Annotated in this window: 19 protein-coding genes and 1 tRNA gene; 4 read left to right on the top strand and 16 right to left on the bottom strand. The window is 60.8% G+C overall.

The genetic code is table 11. From position 1 onward, the window contains the following. Position 1: 1 nt before the first annotated feature. Positions 2-910 (bottom strand): LysR family transcriptional regulator, encoded by a 909-nt coding sequence (locus BM352_RS07920; protein ID WP_090214847.1) that lies wholly within the window; start codon positions 908-910, stop codon positions 2-4. 164 nt (positions 911-1074) lie between these two features. Here BM352_RS07920 and BM352_RS07915 point away from each other — a divergent pair, with 164 nt between their 5' ends. From BM352_RS07915 to BM352_RS07905, 3 genes are all read left to right on the top strand, one after another. Then, positions 1075-2052, top strand: a complete 978-nt coding sequence (locus tag BM352_RS07915; protein WP_090214844.1) for a Bug family tripartite tricarboxylate transporter substrate binding protein — start codon at positions 1075-1077, stop codon at positions 2050-2052. Positions 2053-2123: 71 nt separating this feature from the next. Further along, entirely contained in the window at positions 2124-2606 is a 483-nt protein-coding gene (locus tag BM352_RS07910) for a tripartite tricarboxylate transporter TctB family protein (RefSeq protein WP_090214840.1), read from the top strand. Continuing rightward, on the top strand, positions 2603-4102 hold the full coding sequence (locus BM352_RS07905) for a tripartite tricarboxylate transporter permease (protein WP_090214836.1): 1500 nt from the start codon (positions 2603-2605) through the stop codon (positions 4100-4102). Before BM352_RS07910 ends, BM352_RS07905 begins: the two co-directional genes overlap by 4 nt. Before the next feature lie 5 nt (positions 4103-4107). Here BM352_RS07905 and BM352_RS07900 read toward each other — a convergent pair whose 3' ends face one another. After that, on the bottom strand, positions 4108-4977 hold the full coding sequence (locus BM352_RS07900) for a LysR family transcriptional regulator (protein ID WP_090214832.1): 870 nt from the start codon (positions 4975-4977) through the stop codon (positions 4108-4110). 75 nt (positions 4978-5052) lie between these two features. Between BM352_RS07900 and acdA the strand changes: the two genes are divergently transcribed. Further along, the gene (acdA, locus tag BM352_RS07895; RefSeq protein ID WP_090214829.1) at positions 5053-6246 is read left to right on the top strand and encodes a 3-sulfinopropanoyl-CoA desulfinase; all 1194 of its coding nucleotides are present in this window, start codon (positions 5053-5055) and stop codon (positions 6244-6246) included. 5 nt (positions 6247-6251) lie between these two features. On the opposite strand, the gene xylB is transcribed toward acdA, so the two are convergent. The 14 genes from xylB to BM352_RS07825 all read right to left on the bottom strand — a co-directional run bounded on the left by xylB (position 6252) and on the right by BM352_RS07825 (position 20160). Further along, positions 6252-7700, bottom strand: a complete 1449-nt coding sequence (gene xylB, locus BM352_RS07890) for a xylulokinase (RefSeq protein ID WP_090219972.1) — start codon at positions 7698-7700, stop codon at positions 6252-6254. A gap of 111 nt (positions 7701-7811) precedes the next feature. Further along, complete coding sequence (locus BM352_RS07885; RefSeq protein ID WP_090214825.1) at positions 7812-8501, bottom strand: HAD family hydrolase; 690 nt, start codon at positions 8499-8501, stop codon at positions 7812-7814. Between the two features lie 291 nt (positions 8502-8792). Beyond that, a tRNA-Gly gene (locus tag BM352_RS07880) sits at positions 8793-8866 on the bottom strand. A gap of 93 nt (positions 8867-8959) precedes the next feature. Next, positions 8960-9985: a Gfo/Idh/MocA family protein gene (locus BM352_RS07875; RefSeq protein WP_090214821.1), complete on the bottom strand. Its 1026-nt coding sequence runs from the start codon at positions 9983-9985 to the stop codon at positions 8960-8962. Next, positions 9978-10967 carry a Gfo/Idh/MocA family protein gene (locus BM352_RS07870; protein ID WP_090214818.1) on the bottom strand — a complete coding sequence of 330 codons (990 nt, stop codon included), beginning with the start codon at positions 10965-10967 and terminating at the stop codon, positions 9978-9980. The genes BM352_RS07875 and BM352_RS07870 overlap by 8 nt, the downstream gene beginning before the upstream one ends. Next, complete coding sequence (locus BM352_RS07865) at positions 10960-11979, bottom strand: Gfo/Idh/MocA family protein (RefSeq protein WP_090214815.1); 1020 nt, start codon at positions 11977-11979, stop codon at positions 10960-10962. The genes BM352_RS07870 and BM352_RS07865 overlap by 8 nt, the downstream gene beginning before the upstream one ends. A gap of 347 nt (positions 11980-12326) precedes the next feature. Further along, a complete protein-coding gene (locus BM352_RS07860; RefSeq protein ID WP_090214811.1) occupies positions 12327-13241 on the bottom strand; it encodes a DMT family transporter in 915 nt (304 codons plus the stop codon). Positions 13242-13244: 3 nt separating this feature from the next. Then, on the bottom strand, positions 13245-14126 hold the full coding sequence (locus BM352_RS07855) for an NAD(P)-dependent oxidoreductase (protein WP_090214808.1): 882 nt from the start codon (positions 14124-14126) through the stop codon (positions 13245-13247). After that, positions 14123-15232 (bottom strand): NAD(P)/FAD-dependent oxidoreductase, encoded by a 1110-nt coding sequence (locus BM352_RS07850; RefSeq protein WP_090214804.1) that lies wholly within the window; start codon positions 15230-15232, stop codon positions 14123-14125. The genes BM352_RS07855 and BM352_RS07850 overlap by 4 nt, the downstream gene beginning before the upstream one ends. Beyond that, complete coding sequence (locus BM352_RS07845) at positions 15229-16119, bottom strand: phytanoyl-CoA dioxygenase family protein (RefSeq protein ID WP_090214800.1); 891 nt, start codon at positions 16117-16119, stop codon at positions 15229-15231. The genes BM352_RS07850 and BM352_RS07845 overlap by 4 nt, the downstream gene beginning before the upstream one ends. Positions 16120-16202: 83 nt before the next feature. Then, complete coding sequence (locus BM352_RS07840) at positions 16203-17189, bottom strand: Gfo/Idh/MocA family protein (protein ID WP_090214796.1); 987 nt, start codon at positions 17187-17189, stop codon at positions 16203-16205. Next, complete coding sequence (locus BM352_RS07835) at positions 17189-18691, bottom strand: UxaA family hydrolase (protein ID WP_090214793.1); 1503 nt, start codon at positions 18689-18691, stop codon at positions 17189-17191. The genes BM352_RS07840 and BM352_RS07835 overlap by 1 nt, the downstream gene beginning before the upstream one ends. 29 nt (positions 18692-18720) lie before the next feature. Next, the gene (locus tag BM352_RS07830) at positions 18721-19197 is read right to left on the bottom strand and encodes a GFA family protein (protein WP_090214789.1); all 477 of its coding nucleotides are present in this window, start codon (positions 19195-19197) and stop codon (positions 18721-18723) included. 33 nt (positions 19198-19230) lie between these two features. Beyond that, on the bottom strand, positions 19231-20160 hold the full coding sequence (locus BM352_RS07825; RefSeq protein ID WP_090214785.1) for a phytanoyl-CoA dioxygenase family protein: 930 nt from the start codon (positions 20158-20160) through the stop codon (positions 19231-19233). Positions 20161-20168 lie beyond the last annotated feature (8 nt).

Below are 20168 nucleotides of genomic sequence, written 5' to 3'. Positions count from 1 at the left end.
GCTAGGAACTTGTGGCCTGTGGGAACGGGTCAAAACGGCCAACGGCAACCGCGTTCAAAAGCTCTGCCTCGACCTCTTGCAACACCCGCAGCTTAACTGTGTTTGCCAGTGACATCAGCCCCAACTCGCGCACGGGGGCGTCGTCACCAAGCGGAATGTGCTTCAGCGGCAGCGGGTTTGGCGGTTGCACACTGCGGCGCGGCACGATCGAGACGCCCAGATCGGCGTGGACCATGCTCGAAATGATCTCCAGATTTTCCAGCTCCATCGTGTCTTTGACCGCGATGCCTTTCATCTGGAGCCAGTTGTCGATGAAGTCACTGAGCAGCGCCTTACGGGTGAACCGGATATAGGGGTGGGTGGCCAAAATCTCGAACGGGTCATCTGACGCCACATTGATCGAGGTCAGCAACTCCATCGGCTCCATGCTGATCGGCGCCCAGCGCATGTTGCGGGGGATCACGTGGGGCTTGGTAATGACAGCGGCATCAATCGCGCCGCGCTCCAGATCGATCAGCAGTTCTTTGGTATGGCTGGGCGTGACGCCGATATGCAGGTCTGGAAACCGCTTCTTGATTGAGGTGATGGCAAACGGGATCAGGCTCGCCAACCCCGTGGGCACGCTGCCCAGCGCCAAGTTGCCTCGGAGCCCGTCATCGCCCATGACCGACGGCAGCAGGTTGTCATAAGCCGCAACAATTTCGCGGGCCTTGGTCACCACGGCGCGGCCGACGGGGGTCAATTCGGGCGTCCGCTTGGTGCGGTCAAACAGCGTGACGGCCCATTCTTCCTCCAGCGCTTTCATCTGTTGGCTCACGGCGGCGTGCGTGACAAACACCGCTTCGCCAGCCGCGCTGAAGGTGCCGTTTTCCTCCACGGCAATCAAAGTTCTGAGCATTCGGATGGACATGAGCGCCGCAATTTATGTTAGTTTAACTTTCGGTAATTGTAATCAATTGCCGCTTTATACAAGAATGACTTACCAATAGGATTTGTCAAGGATCGGCAGTGAAGCAATGATGTGTCGGTAAATTGAGCTGAAGTCTCTTCAGCCTGAGTTTTTGGGAGGAAACTATGAAATTTGCGAAACTTGGCGCTGTGGGCGCATTGGTACTGGGCCTTGCGACGGCAGCTTCGGCAGCTGACTACCCAGAGCGACCCATCAACATGATCATTCCATTCGGCGCCGGTGGGGCGACCGACATCTCTGCACGCACCCTTGCGGAGCCTCTCGGCAAGGCCGTGGGCAAGCCGCTTATCATGGCAAACGTTACAGGTGCAGGCGGGGCCACCGGTTCCGTCGCTGCGATGAACGCAAAGGCGGACGGCTACACCATGCTATTCACCCGCGTAGGTTCGCACTCGGTCAATCCGGCGATGAAAGCGACGCTGCCTTATACGCTGGACGATTTCCGCTATGTGACCGTCTACGAGATCAACCCGTTCGCCTGCGCTGTCGCCGCGGATTCCGAAATCAACTCGATGGATGATCTGGTTGCCAAGGCGCGCGAAGGCGGGGTGAGCTTCTCCTCCTCCGGCGTAGGCTCTGGCCTGCACCTTGCTGGCGTCATGGTAATGGACGAGTTTGGGCTGGAAGATCCGGTCAATCAGGTCACCCACATCCCGATGAAGGGCGGCGGCGAGGCGGCAACAGCCGTGCTGGCAGGCACCGCGACGTTCCTGTGCACCAACTCTTCTGCTCTGGCGAACTTCGTGGCCAACGGCCAGCTTAAGCCGCTGATGGTCACCACTGCCGAGCCTGTGGTCGGGTTTGACGCGCCAACCTCGAAAGACCTTGGCAAGCCAGCACTGGAGCAACTGGTCGGCTGGACCGGCATCGCTGGCCCGAAAGACCTGCCCGATGACGTTGCCGCGAAATGGGGCGAGTGGATGGCCGCCGCCGCTGGCGATCAGGAATTCGTCTCCCGCATGGAGGCCGTTGGATCCATCATCAACGTGATGAGCCCGGAAGACGCCAACAATTTCATCCGCGGTCAGTACAATACTTTCCGCACGCTGGTTGATAAACTGGGTATGCGGATCGAAGGCTAAGACTTATCGTTTGAACGGCGCGCGAGGAGGTCCCCGCGCGCCGTTTCTGTATCTTGCGGGGTCTTGAACACATGCAAAATCTTCATCGACAATCGATTATCGGCATCTTCGCGATCCTTGCAGGGCTGTTCTTGATGACGACGGCAATCCCGACTTGGGTGTCGTCCCCCAGCAATGTGCGCAACATTATCCTATCGCCGGTGTTCTGGCCCTACACCCTGTCCGCCCTGACGATCCTCATCGGCCTCGGACTGACCGTGACAGGGTTCTATTCGTCCGAGGATCTGAGCCAAGAGGCTGCTGAGGTTCCAGGGGGCTACGGCCGCCTTGCCATTATGGCAGTGGTTATGGTGATCTACATGTTCGGCCTGCCACGCATCGGTATGGTCTGGACGTCAATGCTGGCCTTCGCCGCCACCGCTTTCCTTGTCCGCACGTCGCACCCCAAAACCGCGCTGATCTGCGCGGTCTGCGTGCCGCTGCTCTTATATGCATTCTTCGCCCATGTGGCCAGCGTCGCCATCCCGCAGGGTGACTTTGTGAGACTGCCATGAGCCTGATAGACAGCATCCTTGCCGGCCTGTCGCTGGTCGGCAATTTCGAGGCCTTCTTTGCCCTGTTCGCAGGCGTGCTCATTGGCACCATCGCCGGAGCCATTCCCGGCATGTCGGCCACCATGGCGGTCGCCCTGACCCTGCCCTTCACCTTTTCCATGCAGCCGATCATTGCGATCCTGCTGCTGCTGGGCGTCTACAAAGGTGGCATCTTCGGCGGCTCCATCCCTGCCATCCTGATCAAGACCCCCGGTACCCCCGCCTCCAGCGCCACGGTGCTGGACGGCTATCCGCTGGCCGAAAAAGGTCAGGCAGGCAAGGCTTTGGGCATGGCGCTTTGGGCATCCTGCACCGCCGATCTGATCTCCAACCTGTCGTTGATTTTGTTCGCGGGCTGGCTTGCATCCTTTGCCCTGAACTTCGGCCCGCCGGAATTTTTCACCCTGATCCTGTTCTCGCTAACCATCATTGCCGGTGTCTCGGGTGCCAGCCTGCTGCGCGGCGCATTGTCTGCCATGCTTGGCCTGTTGCTGGCGACCATCGGGCTGGATCTGGTCTATGGCACCAACCGCTTCACCCTTGGCGATCCCAACATGATGGGCGGGCTAAACTTCATCGCCGTGCTGATCGGGCTTTTCGCCATCCCCGAGGTGCTCTCGATGGTCTGGGATCCGAAACCGCATGAGGGCCAGACGCGCGGTCTGGGCGACGACAAAGTGACCTTCGCCGAGTATCGCCGCTGCTTCAAATCCATCGTGCGCGGCAGCTTTATCGGTGTCTTCCTTGGCTCCATTCCCGGCATCGGGGCAGCGCCCTCCGCCTTCCTGTCCTACAGTGAAGCGCGGCGCAAATCGCCCAACCGTGACAACTTTGGCAAGGGCGAACTTGAAGGTGTCGCCGCCTCCGAGGCGGGCAATAACGGGGTCGCGGGTGCAACTCTGATCCCGCTTTTGGCGCTTGGCGTGCCGGGCGACGTGATCACCGCAATCATCATCGGCGCGTTTATGGTCCATGGCCTGCAACCCGGCCCGATGATGTTCATCCTCAATGTCGACATTATCTACGGGTTGTTCATCGGGCTTATCGTCAGCTCTGTGTTCCTGTTCTTCATCGGCTCGGTCGCCATTCGCGGCTTCAAATACGTGGCCGACATCCCGCGCGGTGTGTTGTTCCCCGGCGTGCTGGTGCTGTGTGTCTACGGGGTCTTCGCGGTGAACAACAATATCTTCGATGTGGGTGTGATGTTCGTGATGGGCTGGGTCGGCTTCGTGATGCTGCGCAACGACATTCCCGCCGCGCCATTCCTGATCGCCTTTATCCTCGGGCCCTTGCTGGAGGACAACTTCCGCCAAGCCATGCTGATGTCAGGCAGCTCCCCCGCGATCTTGTTCCGCGGGCCGATCACATGGTTCTTCTGGGCGCTGACCCTACTCACCGTCATCGCCATCGTGCGGGCCGGTATCCGTGCGACACGCGGGCTTGGAAAACGCGCCTAGAAGGGTCAGGCGGCTGCGTCCAACATCAGCGCCAGCAATTTGGGCCGCCACGTCGCGGCTTGCGGGTCATCGCGCGTCAGCATCACTAGATCGCGGCGCAATCCGGCGGGGGAGCTTTGAGCAATATACACCCGCCCGTCCGCATAACGCCGGATGTCGGGCGTCGGTAGCACGGTGTAACCCACCCCTTCCTTCACGCATTCCATACACGCCTCAATGCTTTCGAGAACCAATGTCGCATGTGTCGGGGACGCCCCCAGATCCATCGACGCTGCGATCAGCTTGCCGATCCCCGTGCTGGGGCGAAAATGCACAAAAGGCAAATGCTGCACGATTTGGTCTGGTGGGATATGGGCGAAGTCTGACGGAACAGCCAAGGCCATCGGCTCGGACGCGATCAAATCCGAATGCAGACCGCCCGCAGCACCGTCGACCCGTGTGACAATCGCCGCGTCCAGTTGGCCCAACGCCACCTGTTCTGTCAGCGCCTCCGACAGGTTGGTGCTGTAGCGAAACACCGCTTGCGGTTCGCGCTTGCGGGCAAGGGTCACGAATTTCGGCAGGATGCGGGCGCTGGCGGATTGGATAAACCCAAGCTGGAACGATCCACTCAGCCCTGCCCCCGCGTTGCACAGATCGCGTAAGGCATGCACTGCAATGATCGCCTCGCTTGCCTGCTCTGCCACACGCCGCCCCAAAGGGGTCAGCCGGGGCGGGCGAAAGCTGCGGTCGAACAGCTCTGCGCCCAGATCTGCTTCCAGCGCCTTCATTTGCATACTTAAAGCAGAGAGGGTCATATTTTGAAGCACGGCGGCCTGACTAAAGGACTGCACCTGCAAAATACGGACCAGAGTTTCGAGCGAGCGCGTTTGCATATCTTCAATCTAGGTGAATTTATACTTCATTCTTATTAGATTGATTTGGATAAGTATAGCGCTCACAATCGTGTGATGGAACATCTTGCAAGCACCGAACCCTATCGCGCCATTGCCAAAGATTTGGCCCGCACGTTCGCCCCCCGTGCGGCGAAGTGGGATCAGGACCGCAGTTATCCTTGGGACAACATCTCTGATCTGGTCAGCGCGGGCCTCATGGGCATGACAATTCCCACGCGCTACGGCGGGCAAGGTGCCTCCTTTCTTGATACGGTCATAGTCGTGGAGGAGATCGCCAAGGCCTGCACCCTTTCCGCCCGCATCGTTGTCGAGGCCAACATGGGCGGCATCAGCGCCGTCATGGCCTATGGCACCGAAGCGCAGAAAGAATTCGTCGCGCCCTACGTTCTGGCAGGTGACAAGCCCGCCATTTGCATCACCGAGCCGGACGCCGGCAGTGCGGCCACCCAGATGACCACCACCGCGCGGCGCATCGATGGGGGCTATGTGTTGAACGGCACCAAGCACTGGATCACCGGTGGCGGGGTGTCGAAACTGCACCTCGTGTTCGCCCGCGTTCTAGACACGGAGGGCGAGGATCAGGGCATTGGCGGCTTCCTTCTGACCCAAGACCCGGAAAACGGGCTGACGAATGACGGCTTCGCCGTGGTCAGTCGAGAACGGACAATGGGTCTGTGCGGCATGCCAGAAGCGACGTTGCAGTTTGACGACGTCTTCATTGCGGACGACTTTGTGCTGCAACCACCCTCCGGTTTCACTCGTGGTTTTGCGGATTTGATGAATGCCTATAACAGCCAGCGCGTGGGCGCGGGCACGATTGCCATGGGTGTCGCGGCAGGCGCGTTGGAGCACGCAAAGCGCTACCTTCTGGAACGCGAGCAATTCGGCCGCCCGATTGCGGAGTTCCAAGGATTGCAATGGATGCTGGCTGACATGGACGCCGCTGTCCACGCCTCGCGCCTGATGCTCCACGAGGCCGCGCAATCTCGCGGGTCAAACGGCTCCCAGTTTCCTGACATCACCATGGCTGCACGGGCGAAGCTCTTTGCGTCAGAGGCCGCTATAAAGGTGGTGAACGACGCGCTGCAAATGTTTGGTGCCCGCGGCTATGGCGCGGATGAACCTTTGGAACGGATGTATCGTGATGTGCGCATGTTCACCATCGGCGGCGGCACGGCGCAGATCCTGCGCACGCAGGTTGCGGGTAACATCTTGGGAATTCGGACCCCCCAGCAGCGCGGTGCCTAACCGATCTACTGCACCTGTTTGAGCACCGGATAAGCGGCGCGAAACGCGGCATAGGCGTCATCGTACTTGGTGATCAGTGCGCTATCCGGCTCGATGGTTTCGCGAATGTCCGGCGGCGTCATGATCTGCTCTGGCGAAGCGCCCGTCGCCGCTGCCATCCCCAGTCGCGCCGCGCCAAGTGCTGCCCCGAATTCACCGTCGCCCGGCAAGTCCAGCGGAATGCCCAGCACTGTCGCAATCAACCGCAGCCAATAGCGCGATCCGGTGCCACCTCCGATTGCGATCAACCGCTCCATCTTGGCCCCGGTCGCCCGCAACGCCTCGAAGCTGTCACGCAGACCAAACGCCACGCCTTCCAATACCGCGCGGGTCATGTCGTCTCGCGTGGTCTCGGCGGCAAGGCCGGAAAAACTGCCTCTGATGCTGGCGTCATTGTGCGGCGTCCGCTCGCCCGACAAATAGGGCAGAAAGCGCACCCGACCGGGGGGCAAAAGCGTCTCGCCCAAATTGGCGGTCAATTCGGCGGGCGACGCGCCGGTGATGCGGGACAGCCAGTTCAGGCTGTCCGTGGCCGACAACATGACGCCCATCTGATACCACCGACCCGGCACCGCGTGGCAGAAGGTGTGCACTGCGGTCTCTGGTGCGGGCTTGTAGCCATCGCGCGCCGACAGCAGCACGCCTGAGGTTCCAAGAGAGACAAACCCCTGCCCCTCGTCCAACGCTCCGATCCCGCAGGCCGCAGCGGCATTGTCCCCTGCACCGCCCGCCACCGTTACGTCGGAGACTCCCCACTTGGTTGCCAGATCATCACGCAGCATGCCCGCCGCATCAGAACCTTCCACCAGCCGTGGCATCTGATCACGTCTCATATGGCTGACCTTCAGCAAATGCTCTGACCAGTCGCGTTGGCCCACATCCAGCCAGGAGGTGCCAGCGCTGTCTGACATGTCCGCAGCATAGTCGCCCGTCAGCACATAGTTGAGATAGGCCGCCGGCAGAAGGACGCGGGCGGTCTTGGCAAAAATCTCCGGCTCGTGGGTGCGGACCCATTCCAGCTTTGGCGCGGTGAAGCCGGGGAAGACGATGTTGCCCGACAGGCTGCGCACCTTGTCAGCCGCGTCGAGGTGCGCGGCCTCAGCGGCAGAGCGCGTGTCGTTCCACAAAATGCACGGGCGCAGCACCTGTCCCGTATCATCCAGAAGGATCGCGCCATGCATGTGACCCGCCACGCCGATGCCCCTGAGCTCAGCAAATTCCGGATGTGCCGCGCGCATGTCCGCCACCGCGCCGTCCAACGCGGCCACCCAGTCGGCGGGATCTTGTTCTGACCAGCCCGAATGCGGGTGGGACACGTCGTAGTGGCGCTCGGTCGCGCCGATGGGACGCCCGTGCGCGTCGACCAGCAACGCGCGCAGTCCCGAAGTTCCAAGATCAATTCCAAGAAACGTCATATCATCGCCTTCCAAATCCTGTGCCTTGGCCGCAGCCAATCAGGGAGTGTAACCTGCCGCGCGCACGGTCGCTGCAAACCCGACAGGTTTCAAGTCAGAGGTGCGCCGCCTTCACCCATGCGCCAGCAACGCAGCCGTAACGCTTTCGATATCAGTCAGGACGTCTGCCGCGCCTTTAGAGGCCAACAATTGCGCATGAGTGTCGCGCATCCCGTGCAGATGTGATCCGCCGACAAAGCCCACCACCCGCATTCCTGCGGCGACAGCCCCCTCAACGCCATGTGGCGAGTCTTCCATCACAACACAGTCTTTCGGGTCCACGCCGAGGTTACGCGCGGCAAACTCGAACAGGTCCGGAGCAGGCTTGCCGCGCGCCACTTGATCGGCGCTAAAGCCCACATCCTTGAACGTGTCCGCCAAATCGCAGACGCGCAGCGCTTCGCCCATCCGGCGCAGCGAGCCACCCGTGGCGATGGCAACGGCGACACCATTATCAGACAGTTTTGCCAGCATCTGCGGCACCCCGTCGATGCAGCCCAACTGTGCAGGAAAAGTCGTGAACAAGCGGGCCTCGACGCGGGTGACAAAATCGTCGGGCATCGCGCGTCCCGTGCCCTGCGCCGCACTATCCCAGATTACCGGCATTGCCATGCCCAAGAACCCCGCACGGATGTCGTTAAATGTCAGACGGTTCAGGTTTTCGACCTGCAATTCCTCTACGATGGCCGCGATGACCAGCGGCTCGCTATCGACAAGGCAGCCGTCCAGGTCGAACACCACTGCGGCGGGGGGAGACGTCATATCACCAAATCCTTTGCGCGTGGTGCGCCCGACAAATGTCCGCCCCTCTTGCGGAGGGCCGGCCCCTCCTCCACATGCGAAATCTCGGGGAGTTCGCGCAGGGGCGGCTCGTTCTTTTGTTCAAGAACAAGGGTTTTCATCGCATCCACATTTTGTCATTTCGTGCCGCGCCTCGCTGTCCGTTGGCCCCACGGCTGGGACCAGATTAACAACAGCGCGGGCGTAACCACCAGCGCGATTTTCGCCAGATGGGCTTTGGGCGCTAGAAGGGCCATGATGTCAGAGGGAGTTTGGAGCGGGCGGCGGGAATCGAACCCGCGTCATTAGCTTGGAAGGCTAAGGTCTTACCATTACACAACGCCCGCTTGAGCCAGATTTAAGTAAGCGACACAGAGAACAGGGTCAAGCGGCTATCCGAAAATCGCTTCGCAAGAGTGGGGTCTTGCACATTGCCAGCCTTATGGCTGCCAGCCTTCATACAGCCCATGGGTGCGAGGCAGAGGCAGACGTTGCGGCGCCCCGTCGCGCGCCGAGGCATAAAGTGCCGTCACCAACTCCACCGATGCGCGACCTTGGGACATCGTGACCGTATCGACACCTGTTGCGATGGCCTGCAGAAACCCCTGAAACCCCAAAGGCGGCGCGGTCACTTCGGCAAGGGCCGCGTTGATCTCATCGGCAGATTTGGCGCGCGGGGTGATCGTCCACGCAGCTGCGGCAGGGGCGTAAGGCGACACACCACTTTCAGCGGTGAACCCTTCGAACATCAGCCGGATGCGCGATGTGTCGCCCGCGGCCCCCAGCGTGGCTGATGATGTGACCAAAGCCCCGCTTTTCATGGTGAAGGTGATCGCCGCGCAATCCTCGGTTTCGATGTCATTTACGCGCGTGGCCAATTGCGCGCTAACTTGGGCCACGGGCCCAAGCAGCAGACAGATCAGATCATGCGCATGGATCGCATGGCCCAAGATCACGCCGCCCTGCTCGCCCGCCCAAGTTCCGCGCCATGGCGCGGCATAGTAATCCGCGTCGCGCCGCCAATGGGTTTCGACCGACGCCGCGAAGGCCTGACCTGCCAGCCCGCTGCGGATCAGGTGCAAAACCTGTGCCACGCCCACGCCGAAACGGTATTGGAACACGGGGAAAACGCTGCGCCCTGTTTGTGCGGCAACCGCCTCTAGCCGGTCCATATCGCTCAGCGAGGTCGCAAGCGGCTTTTCGCAAATAACCTCTTTGCCAGCCTCCATCGCCGCAATGGCGGTCGAAACATGCAGATGCGGCGGCAGGCAGACGTCGATGATATCCACGTCGGAGGCCAACACAGCCGCAAGATCGGTCTCCACCGGAATGCCGCCTGCGATGTCCTCGGCCCGCGTGCGGTCCAGATCGCAGATTACCGCTACCTCGAAATGCTCCGGCAAGGCACGGTAGGCGCTCAGATGCTCACGACCGATCCCGGCCCCGATGATCGCGACCTTACGCATCGGCCATCTGTTGCGCGCGCAACGCTAGTTCCATGACTTTGAAGGCGTGGGCTTGTGGCATTGCAGTTTCAGAGCGGTCGCGAATGTCGGCCACCAGGCGGGAAAAATAGGGAAGACCCGCATCACTCGCATCGATTTTTTCGCAGCGCGTGCCATTGGTGAGCAACAGATGATCCGTGCCCTGCGCGCCGCCCACATCTACGTATTTGCGCAGCTCGATCGTGCCTTCGGTGCCCAGAATGGTCAGCCGCCCGTCGCCCCATGTGGGCAAGGCGTCAGGGGTAAACCAGTCCACGCGGATATAGCCGTGGCCTTCTGGCGCGCGCAAAGCAATCTCGCCAAAGTCCTGAAAATCCCCGCCAATGGAGGTGGCATTGGCAAGTGTGACCTCCGCATCTGTTGCACCGGTGAAATACAAGAACTGGTCGATCTGATGGGACGCGATATCGGTCAGGATACCGCCGTTGCGGGCGGGATCAAAGAACCAGTCAGGCCGAGTTGCACGGTTCAGGCGGTGCGGGCCAAGCCCCACCGTTTGCACAACGCGACCGATCGCGCCGGCTTGCACCAACTCTGCCGCGCGGGTGACGCAGGGCACCTCGAACCGTTCGGAAAAATCGACGGACCAGATGCGACCGGTGCGGGCCACGCAGTCCTTGATCGCGTCGAGTTGCGCCAGCGTCGTGCAGCCCGGTTTGTCGGTCATCACATCAATACCCGCTTCCATAGCCCGGATCGCGAGGGCGGCGCGGTCGCAGGGGATGGACGCAATGATAACAAGGTCGGGTTCGGCTTCCAGAACCGCGTCGACGGTCGGCATGCGGGTCGCGTCGGGAAAGCGTTTTACGAAACCGTCCAGCGGTTCCGGCGCGCCATCTGTCCACCAGCCGACGCATTCTGCCCTCAGGTCCAACATGTTGCCGAGCATCCCAAAGGCGTGGCGATGATCAATGCCAAGAACGGCGACCTTAAGCTTAGACATTTCGGATTTTCATCCGTTTTCCTTCCAGCGAGGATTCCATAAGACCTTCGATCAAAGCGTGTGTTTTGAGCGCTGCGCGCCCTGTGACAAGCGGCGGGCGACCTTCTTCCAGAGAGGCCACAAAATCCTCGATCACGCGTTGGTGCCAAGTATGGGTGAACGCCATCGGATCCGCACCAGCGCCGCCAGCGTCGCCTCCCTCTCCGAAGGTTTCCGTGCGCCCGTCCCGCCAGTGAATGTGCAGTTCCGTGCGCTCCAACCGCGCGGACGCGTCGGCACAGTGCAGCGTGATACTCTCCGCCCTACCGGGGAAGTTGGCAGTGGTGGCAGTCAGTGTGCCGGTCGCCCCGTTCACGAAATCAAGGCCAGCCGCGACCACATCCTCGGCTTCCATCCTGTGCATCTTGCTCGTGCGCGCCATGGCCTGCACCTGCGCGACTGGGCCGGTCAGCGATAGTGCCAGATCAAGCGTGTGGATGGCTTGCGTCATCAGCACGCCGCCACCGTCTTGGGCAATCGTGCCGCGCCCCGGCTCGTTGTAATACTCTTGACTGCGCCACCAAGGCACGTCGATCTGGGCCAGTGCAAGCGGGCCAAAAGCGCCCTCTGCCATGAGCTGCGTCAGCTTTTGCGACGCCCTGCGCATCCGGTGCTGGAAAACCATGCCAAGCGGCAACTTGGCGGCCTCGCAGCGCTCCACGATTGAGGTGGCGGCGGCGAGGCTGCGCTCGATAGGTTTTTCCAACAGGATCGGCTTACGTGCCTGCACCAGCGCCCCGACGATATCCACACGGACACTCGGAGGCGTGGCGATGATGGCGAAATCAATGTCGGGGTCGGCGCAGGCCTCGGCCAATGTCAGCGCACGCAACCCGTGCTTTCCGGCATAGTCCTCAGCGCGTTCCGGCCTGCGGGCGCAAACAGCAGCAAGGCGGGCATGTGACGATGCCTCCAGCGCCAAGCGATGGGTATCGGCCACCATGCCGACCCCGATTAATACGGCATTTTTCATATGATCCTCCCAGTCGGGGCGAAAGTGCGTCAAACTACGCAGAGGGTCAACGCCACAAGCCTCCAAGCTGGTATGAAACCATCGAAGGTGGGCAAAAATGCTCTATCTGGGGGCGGTAAGGGTGGCGGCGCCGCCGAAGCGTGATTGCTGCCGGACAGGGTTTTACCCCCGCATCCCGTCTGGCCTGGGCTTTCGCCTCAGCCGGATATGTATCGCGCGATTATGTCGGGTGCCCTGCTGCCCATGCTGGTCGCGGCCGGCTGGCGGGATCCTGTTAAACCACTTGGTGACGTCGAGAGAGGTTCTATGCCTTCCATATTGAGGGCACGTTAAACCGCCGTGCGTTGCTAGACCCCGGGCGGCGTGCGCAACACTGCGCGCTTGCGCGTGCGCACCCAGATCAGCAGCCCGGAGCCGATGATTATAGCCGCACCGATAAGCGTCGCCGCGTCGGGAATGTGGCCCCAGATCACGTAGCTGGAGATCGAGAGGAACAGCAGGAAGAAATAGGCATAGGGCATGAGCGTGTTTGCCGTGGCAAAGCGGTGGGCGCGGGTCAAAAGCTCATGGCCCGCCCAGCCGAAGAAGCCCAGCAGGGCCAGCAACACCCAGTCCAGCACCGTTGTGGGGTTGGACCACGTGTAGATCGCCGTGGGCAGCAGCACCACGGTGCCAAACAGACCCATGTAGAACTGCATGATCTCGGTCGAGACCACGCCCGAAAGCTTGCGCGTCAGGATCGAATAGAGCGCCATTGCCAGCGCGTTATGGAACGACAGCAACATGGCCCAGTGGAACTCCGCCCCGAAAGGCCGCATCACCACCAACACGCCGACAAAGCCCAAAAGGATGCCGAAAATGCGCCACGGCCCCGCGCGTTCGCCCAGCAAAGGCCACCCCAGCAGGCACACAAGTATGGGCGACGTGAACATGATCGACGCGGTGACGGTCAGCGGCAAATAGATCAGCGCCACGAAGTTCAGCGCCGTGGACGAGGTCAGCAGATAGGCCCGCAGCAACACCAGCCCGAGGCGGTCGGTCTTGAAGCGTTCCACATCCATGCCGCCGCGCGCCACCAGCCATGTGGAGATCACGAAATGACCCACGTAGCGCATGAACGCGAGCTGCAGCGCGGGCAGTCCGGCCAGCACCAACCACTTCACCGACGTGTCGATCATCGAAAAAAACAGCCACGCCACCAGCATCATCGCGATGCCAAGACTTGCCCGATCCTCAAGCGCAGGAACAGCGACGCGGCTCATGTTTTAGGACTTCAGCTTGGAGGCGTAAAAGTCCACCATTTGCGACACCATATCGTCACCGCGGCCTTCGTCGCGCGCGGTATCCAGCGCCTGAAGTGTGCTTTTCGACATGATCGATTCCACCCCTGCGTCTTGGGCCATCGTTGCGTAGTAGCCCACATCCTTGGCGGCGTTCTTGATTGCGAATGCCAGCTGGGTTGCGTCGCCATCGACGCCGTAGCCTTTCACAAAATCCATCATGCCGGAATGCAGTGGCCCAGCGCTCATCACGTCATAGAGGGCTTTGCGGTCGACACCTTGCACGTCAGCCATGGCGAAAGCCTCGGCCATAGCATTAGCAACGGTCATGCCGAAGAAGTTGTTGATCAGCTTGATCGTGTGGCCAGAGCCAAGTGCGCCAAGATGGAAAACGTTCTCGCCAAGGTCGTCCAACACAGGCTTCACCTTGTCGAAGGCTGCCTTGTCGCCGGAGCACATGATGTTCAGCAGCCCGTCTTTGGCATGTGATGGCGTGCGTCCCAGCGGTGCATCCAGATAGGTGCCACCTGCCGCCGCGACCTCATTGCCCAAGACTTTGGTCGAGGCTGGCAGAGACGTGCCGAAATCGATCACGACCGCCCCCGCTTGCAAACCGGAAGTCACACCATCTGCGCCGCGCATCCGGCCCTCGACCTGATCGGAGGTCCCCATGCAGAGCATCACGATATCACTCCCCTCTGCCACCTCGCGCGCGGTCGTAGCTTCACGTGCGCCGCGTGCAACAGCCTGATCCAGATAAGTCCGGTCTCGATTGCCCAAGACGACCAAGTCGTGGCCCTTGTCCTGCAACCGCCCCACCATTGCGCCGCCCATCAGGCCAAGGCCGATAAATCCGATTTTGCTCATTCGTTCACTCCAGTTTTATTCGTTAACAATACCGCGCCCAGGCGGCCAATTTCATCGCTGCATTTCGCGCCTGCACCGTTCCCGCCCGTGCAGACCACAATCCGGTCCGACAGTCGAGCAATCTCCGGCAGTCGGTCCTTTGTCCAAGAGGTAACGCAGGCATCCATGCTCACGGATTTAATAGCCAGATCCGGCATCAAATCCCGCAACATCGCATCCAGATGGTCGCGCACCCGAGGGTTGCCACCCGACTGAAACCACTCGCGGATCGCGGATGCGCCGACCAATGGCACATCCTCCGGGTCGCCCCCCAGCTTGATGTAAAGCTTGCCATCGGGATACCGGATCGGAGGCAACAGATAGGGATCCTCCGGCGTGTCATAGACCAGCGTTGGCATGGCGCTCAACCGCGCGGCCTCGGACTCACTGACCTCGAAGAAGGCGACGGTGCGGGCGTAGACCTCCAGTTCAGGCGCGCGTCCCAAAACGGCATCGGTGTTATACCCCGCTGCGACCAGCACGTGGTCAAACCGGTGGCGGCCTTGGTCTGTGACAATGTCGACGGTGCCTTCGCGCTCGTCCAGAGCCGTCACGGTCTCCTCCAGCAATGTCGCCCCGAAGGATTGCGCCGCCTTGGTTTGCGCCGCGACCAGCTTGCGCGGACTGACATGCCCTGCCCTTGTCGCCTCGTGGTAACCGATGAAATGGCTTGGGAAGCGAAAAAACGGGAACCGCTCCACCAGCCCCTGATGGTCGAGCCTGTCGCAAGGCACGTTGTATGTCTCGCGCCCCACATCGACGCGGGCCATGAACTCCCCGCCGCCAGCCATCACCGCGCCTGTCTCGGTGTAGAACGTGATGCCGCTTTGACGCTCAATCTCTGCATAGCGGCCAATAGCTGCCGTTGAGACGCCGACCCAATAGGCATCCAGCGCATTTTTGCGTGTGATCCGTCCTTCATCATAATGGGAGCCGAAAACGCCTTGATGGGTGCGTTTGTCGCGCGGCTCTGGCGGGCCGATGAGCGTCACATCGTGCCCAGCCATTGCCAGATGCCGCGCCGCTGCTGCGCCCCATAATCCCCGACCGATGACGGCAATGCTCACTTGGCCACCTCAAAGGATCTGGCCTGCAGACGTTTCTGAATCTCGTAGATGGTGAAGTTGTCCGTCGGCAGTGGTGCCGGAATGCGGGCGCCGATGCTTTGCACTCGCGGCTCCAGTGTCGGGTCGCCGCACAGCATCCGGTCATTGTAATCCTTGATGTCCGACCAGCGGGTGAGCGAGCCCATAATTGGAAACGCATCGGCCGCCATCATCTCGTAGAACAGCAAACGGCGGTCGCGGTCGGACCGGTTTAGCGCGGAGCCATGCACAATCCGCCCGTGATGGATCGAAACCGACCCCGCAGGCCCTTTCAACTCCACCGCGTCTTTCATGTCGAAGCCGCAGGCCTCCAGATCCATCGCGCCGGCAAATACCCCGTCCACGTGATGATCGTAAATCGGGTGCTTGTGAGAGCCGGGAAAAACCATGAGCGGCCCGTTCTCGCTTTCCATGTCGTCAAGGATCACGGCAATCGCCAGCACGTCGTCATTGGTGTGCGGATAAAAGGCAAAATCCTGATGCCATTCAACCGCAGCGCCGTAGCCCGCAGATTTCATGTTCAACTTGCTGGTGTGCAGCCGCAAATCCGGCCCGATGAGGTCGCGGGCGGGGGCGAGGATCAGGTCGGAAAACATCAGGTTGCGCATCACCTTGTTATGGGTGTGCGGGAGCTTGATGCGTCGCACGCGCGGATCGTCGGGCGTGTGGCTGTCTTCAAGGTCGATTTCGTCGGTGCTCTCGGACAGGTGCTTGGCCTGCTCCTGGTATTTGGCAATTTCGGCGCGCAAACGATCCAACACATCGTCGGGAATACGTTGTTCCAGCACAAGATATCCCTGTGCGTCGTAGAAATCTTTCTGGCTTGGCGTCAGCGTCTCAAAACTCATGTGCCTTCCTTTCATTTCTCTTCACAGGGTTGGCGCGGGTGGGTGGGCCGAGGCCGCAGGCGAGGTCAGCCATCCGAGTCTCCCTACCCTTTACATTTTGGCGATACAGCAACCTCGATGGCCAAAGTCGTCTCCAAAGTCTTGCGCCCTTCCACCGCCGAAACCACTGGTTCGGTCGTGCCTGCACATAGCTCCGCGAAATGCGCCAATTGCGCCACAAGCGGTACGTTAACGGGTCTTTCGGTCTTGGTCCGGACAGGTTTTTCCGACCAATCCGCTGCGCCAGACCAGACGGTCAAGGACGGAAACCCGATCGCGCCATCGGTGCCGCAGATGCGCAGGTAGTCTTCGCTCGTGGTCGCGATATTGGGGTTCTCTCCGGTGCCCGCCTCGAAGCCATACGGGCTGGCTGAGGTATCAGCGAAGCCGATGCTCGCGGCGACCCCGTCCTCAAACGTCAACAACGCCGCACCGCTTTCGACCCGCGCGGCACCGCGGATGGCGTTAGAGCCTGTGCCCTGAACCGATACCACCTCGCCAAACAGGAAGCGCAGCAGATCGACCTCATGCACCAGATTTAGCATCACCGGAGAGCCATCCGGCCCTGCCCGCCAAGGCACGTCGAAATAAAGATCGGGCTTCTTCATGGCCCAGATCATCGAGGCCAGCACAGGTTTGCCAATCGCGCCCTGATCCAGCATCGACTTCAGTTTCTGGACGGCCGCATGGTGGCGTCTGTGATGACCCACAAGGGTTTTCACCCCCGCCCGTTCAGCCGCTGCAATGATCCGGTCTGCGGCCTTCAGCGAATGGGCGACCGGCTTTTCGATCAGCATGTGCCAGCCGCGCGCGGCAGCCGCCTCGGCATGGTCCGCATGCAAATGGGAGGGCGTCGCGATCACGACCCCATCGGCTTCGACATCCACCGCCTCGAAACTGGAAAAATGCGGCACATGGCTTTGCGTCAACTGCGGGTCAATGACTCCGACTACATCGATTTGCGGCATCTCCAAAGCGTGCTGCAAATGCCGCGCGCCGATCAACCCAATGCCCGCAACCACAAGCCTCATTACATGACCGCGCCGATTTGCCAGGGTACGAATTCATAATCGCCCAAGCCCTGCCCTTCGGATTTGGACACGGCGCCAGAGGCCACGGCGAGGATCAGATCGTATATCTCGCGGCCTTTCTCCTCCAGCGTCACGCCAGCAGTGAGCATGTCGCCGGCGTTGACGTCCATGTCGTCCGTCATGCGCTTGTACATCTCGGTATTGGTGGACACTTTGATTGTCGGCGCGGGCTTGGACCCGAAGGCAGAGCCGCGCCCCGTGGTGAACACCACCACCTGACACCCGCCTGCGATTTGGCCCGTGACGCTGGCTGGGTCATAGCCGGGGCTGTCCATGAAGGTGAATCCTTTCGCAGTCACGGGTTCGGCGTATTTATAGACGCCGGTCAGCGGCGAGGTGCCCCCCTTGGCCGCTGCCCCCAACGACTTCTCAAGGATCGTCGTCAGCCCGCCCTTCTTGTTGCCGGGGCTCGGGTTGTTGTCCATCGAGCCGCGATTGCGTTCGGTGTAATCCTTCCACCAGTCGATCAGGCCGATCAGACGCTCGCCCACCTGAGGCGAGACCGCGCGACGGGTCAGCAAATGCTCGGCGCCGTAGATTTCAGGGGTTTCAGCCAGAACGCCCGTGCCGCCTTGGGCCGCGAGCAAGTCACACGCGTAGCCAAGCGCGGGGTTTGCTGTGACGCCGGACCACGCATCGGAGCCGCCGCATTGCAGGGCGACCTTCAATTCCGACACAGGGCATTCCGTGCGGGTCGCCAAATTGGCAATCGGCAGCATAGCCTCGACCTTCTTGATGCCCAGATCAATGGTCTTTTGCAGGCCCGCCACACCTTGAATGTTCATCACCTGAAAAGTGTCGTCCTGCTTCAGGCCATAGGCCTCCAGCAGCCAGTCGATCTGGTTCATCTCGCAGCCCAAGCCGACCATCAAAACCCCTGCGTGGTTGGGGTGGCGGGCGTAGCCCCACATGACACGCTGCAAAGCCTCGAACCCGTCGCCGTCGCCTGCCATGCCGCAGCCGGTGCCGTGGACGAAGGCGCAGACGCCGTCGACATTGGGGTAGTCTTTCAAGCGCTCGGGCGTGAAGTAATCAGAGATGCGCCGCGCGGCGGTGGCCGAGCAATTCACCGAAGTCACGATGGCGATATAGTTGCGCGTCCCGACGGAGCCGTTGTCGCGGCGGTAGCCCATGAAGGTGTCGCCCGTCGCGGGCGTGACAGGGCGCATGTCGGTGCCGAACTCGTAGTTCTGCGCGGTTGGCACGAAGTCGCAATTGTGGGTGTGAACATGATCGCCTGCCGCGATATCGGTCGAGGCCACCCCGATCATCTGCGCGTATTTGCGGATCTGTTCGCCTTTCGCAATCGCGCGGGTGGCGATTTTGTGACCCGACGGGATCAGGCCCGTGGTGGTCACGTCCTCTACTGTCGATCCTGCCTCCAAGGCACGGGTGGCGGTGACGACATTGTCGTCTGCGTCAAGGCGAATGGTGTCTTTCATCGAGTATGCAGCCTTTTAAAGAGTCGCGTCTATTCCTGACGGACTGGGGTATTGTCGCTTCCGTCCAGCGCCTTGGCGTGTCCAGGATAGGTATTAAAGCCTTTTGGAATGACCATTCCGCGTGGGGCTTCCTTGGTGAAGAAGTATTCGGTGTTCGTGGCGTCGCGCTGAAACCATGACGGATCGTCGAACGTTCCTGACAATACGCCGACACAATCGGAAAAACGATGGGGTTTCATATAAATGGAGGTTCCGCAGGTCGGGCAGAAATGCACGTCGACCGGGTGACCACTTCCTTCGGACGTGTGTGAGTGGACACGGGTGTCTTCGCCGGAAAGCGTGATGTCCTGAACCCGAAACAGGCTTTCGACGTTGTAGTCCGAGCCTGTCACGCGCTGACAAAACCTGCACGCGCAGATCACGACGAAAAACGGCTCGGCGCTGACCGCAAAGCGAACTGCACCGCACAGGCACCCGCCACTTTGTGAAACGATTTTCTCTGCCATGGTTCAAGATCCGGTTGCGTTGAAAAGAGCGACCTAAGCGCAATATGGCGCGTCAGAGGTCCAGCGGTGAATGTCGATATGCGGTGACGCGGCGAGGCGTGCGCGGGCGTCTTCCCACATGCTGCGCCATGCTTGCCAGTCATGCAACTCGGTTTCGGGATGTGCCCTCGAGCGGGCGACGAAATCGGGGAAATGGCTGCGGCCTGTGGGCTGGCCAGTCTTGTTAAACCGCAGATCGAACGACCAACGGATGCCTTGCGATACATTCGGCAAAGAGGCGTGGGGGACGAGCGGGTGAAACAGCACGGCGCCGCCGGATTTGACCGGCAAGGGCACCGCGCCCTCCTCGTCGATGAACGCGTCGGCGATGGCAGTTTGCTTTTTCGGGCAATGGGGCAGGATGTCTTGCGGGCCGTTGAAGGGCTGCACTTTCAGGCAGCCGTTCTCAATGGTGGCATCTGTGACGGCGAGCCAGACGGTGATCATGTCGGTTTCATCCGCCTCCTCCAGCCCGACGGCGCGATCCTGATGCCAGTCGGTAGAGGTGATATGCGCGCGCACCTCGTCTGACTTGAGATCAGTCGCGGGTGGTTTGATGCGCACATGCTGGATCGGGTTGGAGGTAATCTCCGGCCCGATCAAATCCTCGACCAAGTCCAGCAGGCGGGGATGCGTGGCCATTTCGAACACAGCAGGGCCAAAATGCATGGGCGTGTCTGCCGCTATGCGGTCCCCCGGCAGCGAGATGTCCATCGGTTGAAACCAGTCATGGCCCGCGCGATAGGCGGTGATGAGCTTTTGCTCGAAGCTTGCCGCCTCTAGCAAATTCCATGATGCATAGAGCGCATCCAAAAGCGCTGCATATTCGGCGCGCACCCGATCAAGCGTCTCTTGCGGCACAACGTCAGGGACGACCAGATAACCGTCCCTGTTGAACGCGGCGATCTGGTCTGCGCTGAGCATCGTGCCCT

Origin of the sequence: Litoreibacter janthinus (genome assembly GCF_900111945.1) — a bacterium.
GTDB lineage: Bacteria > Pseudomonadota > Alphaproteobacteria > Rhodobacterales > Rhodobacteraceae > Litoreibacter > Litoreibacter janthinus.
This window is presented reverse-complemented; position numbering and strand designations above follow the sequence as displayed.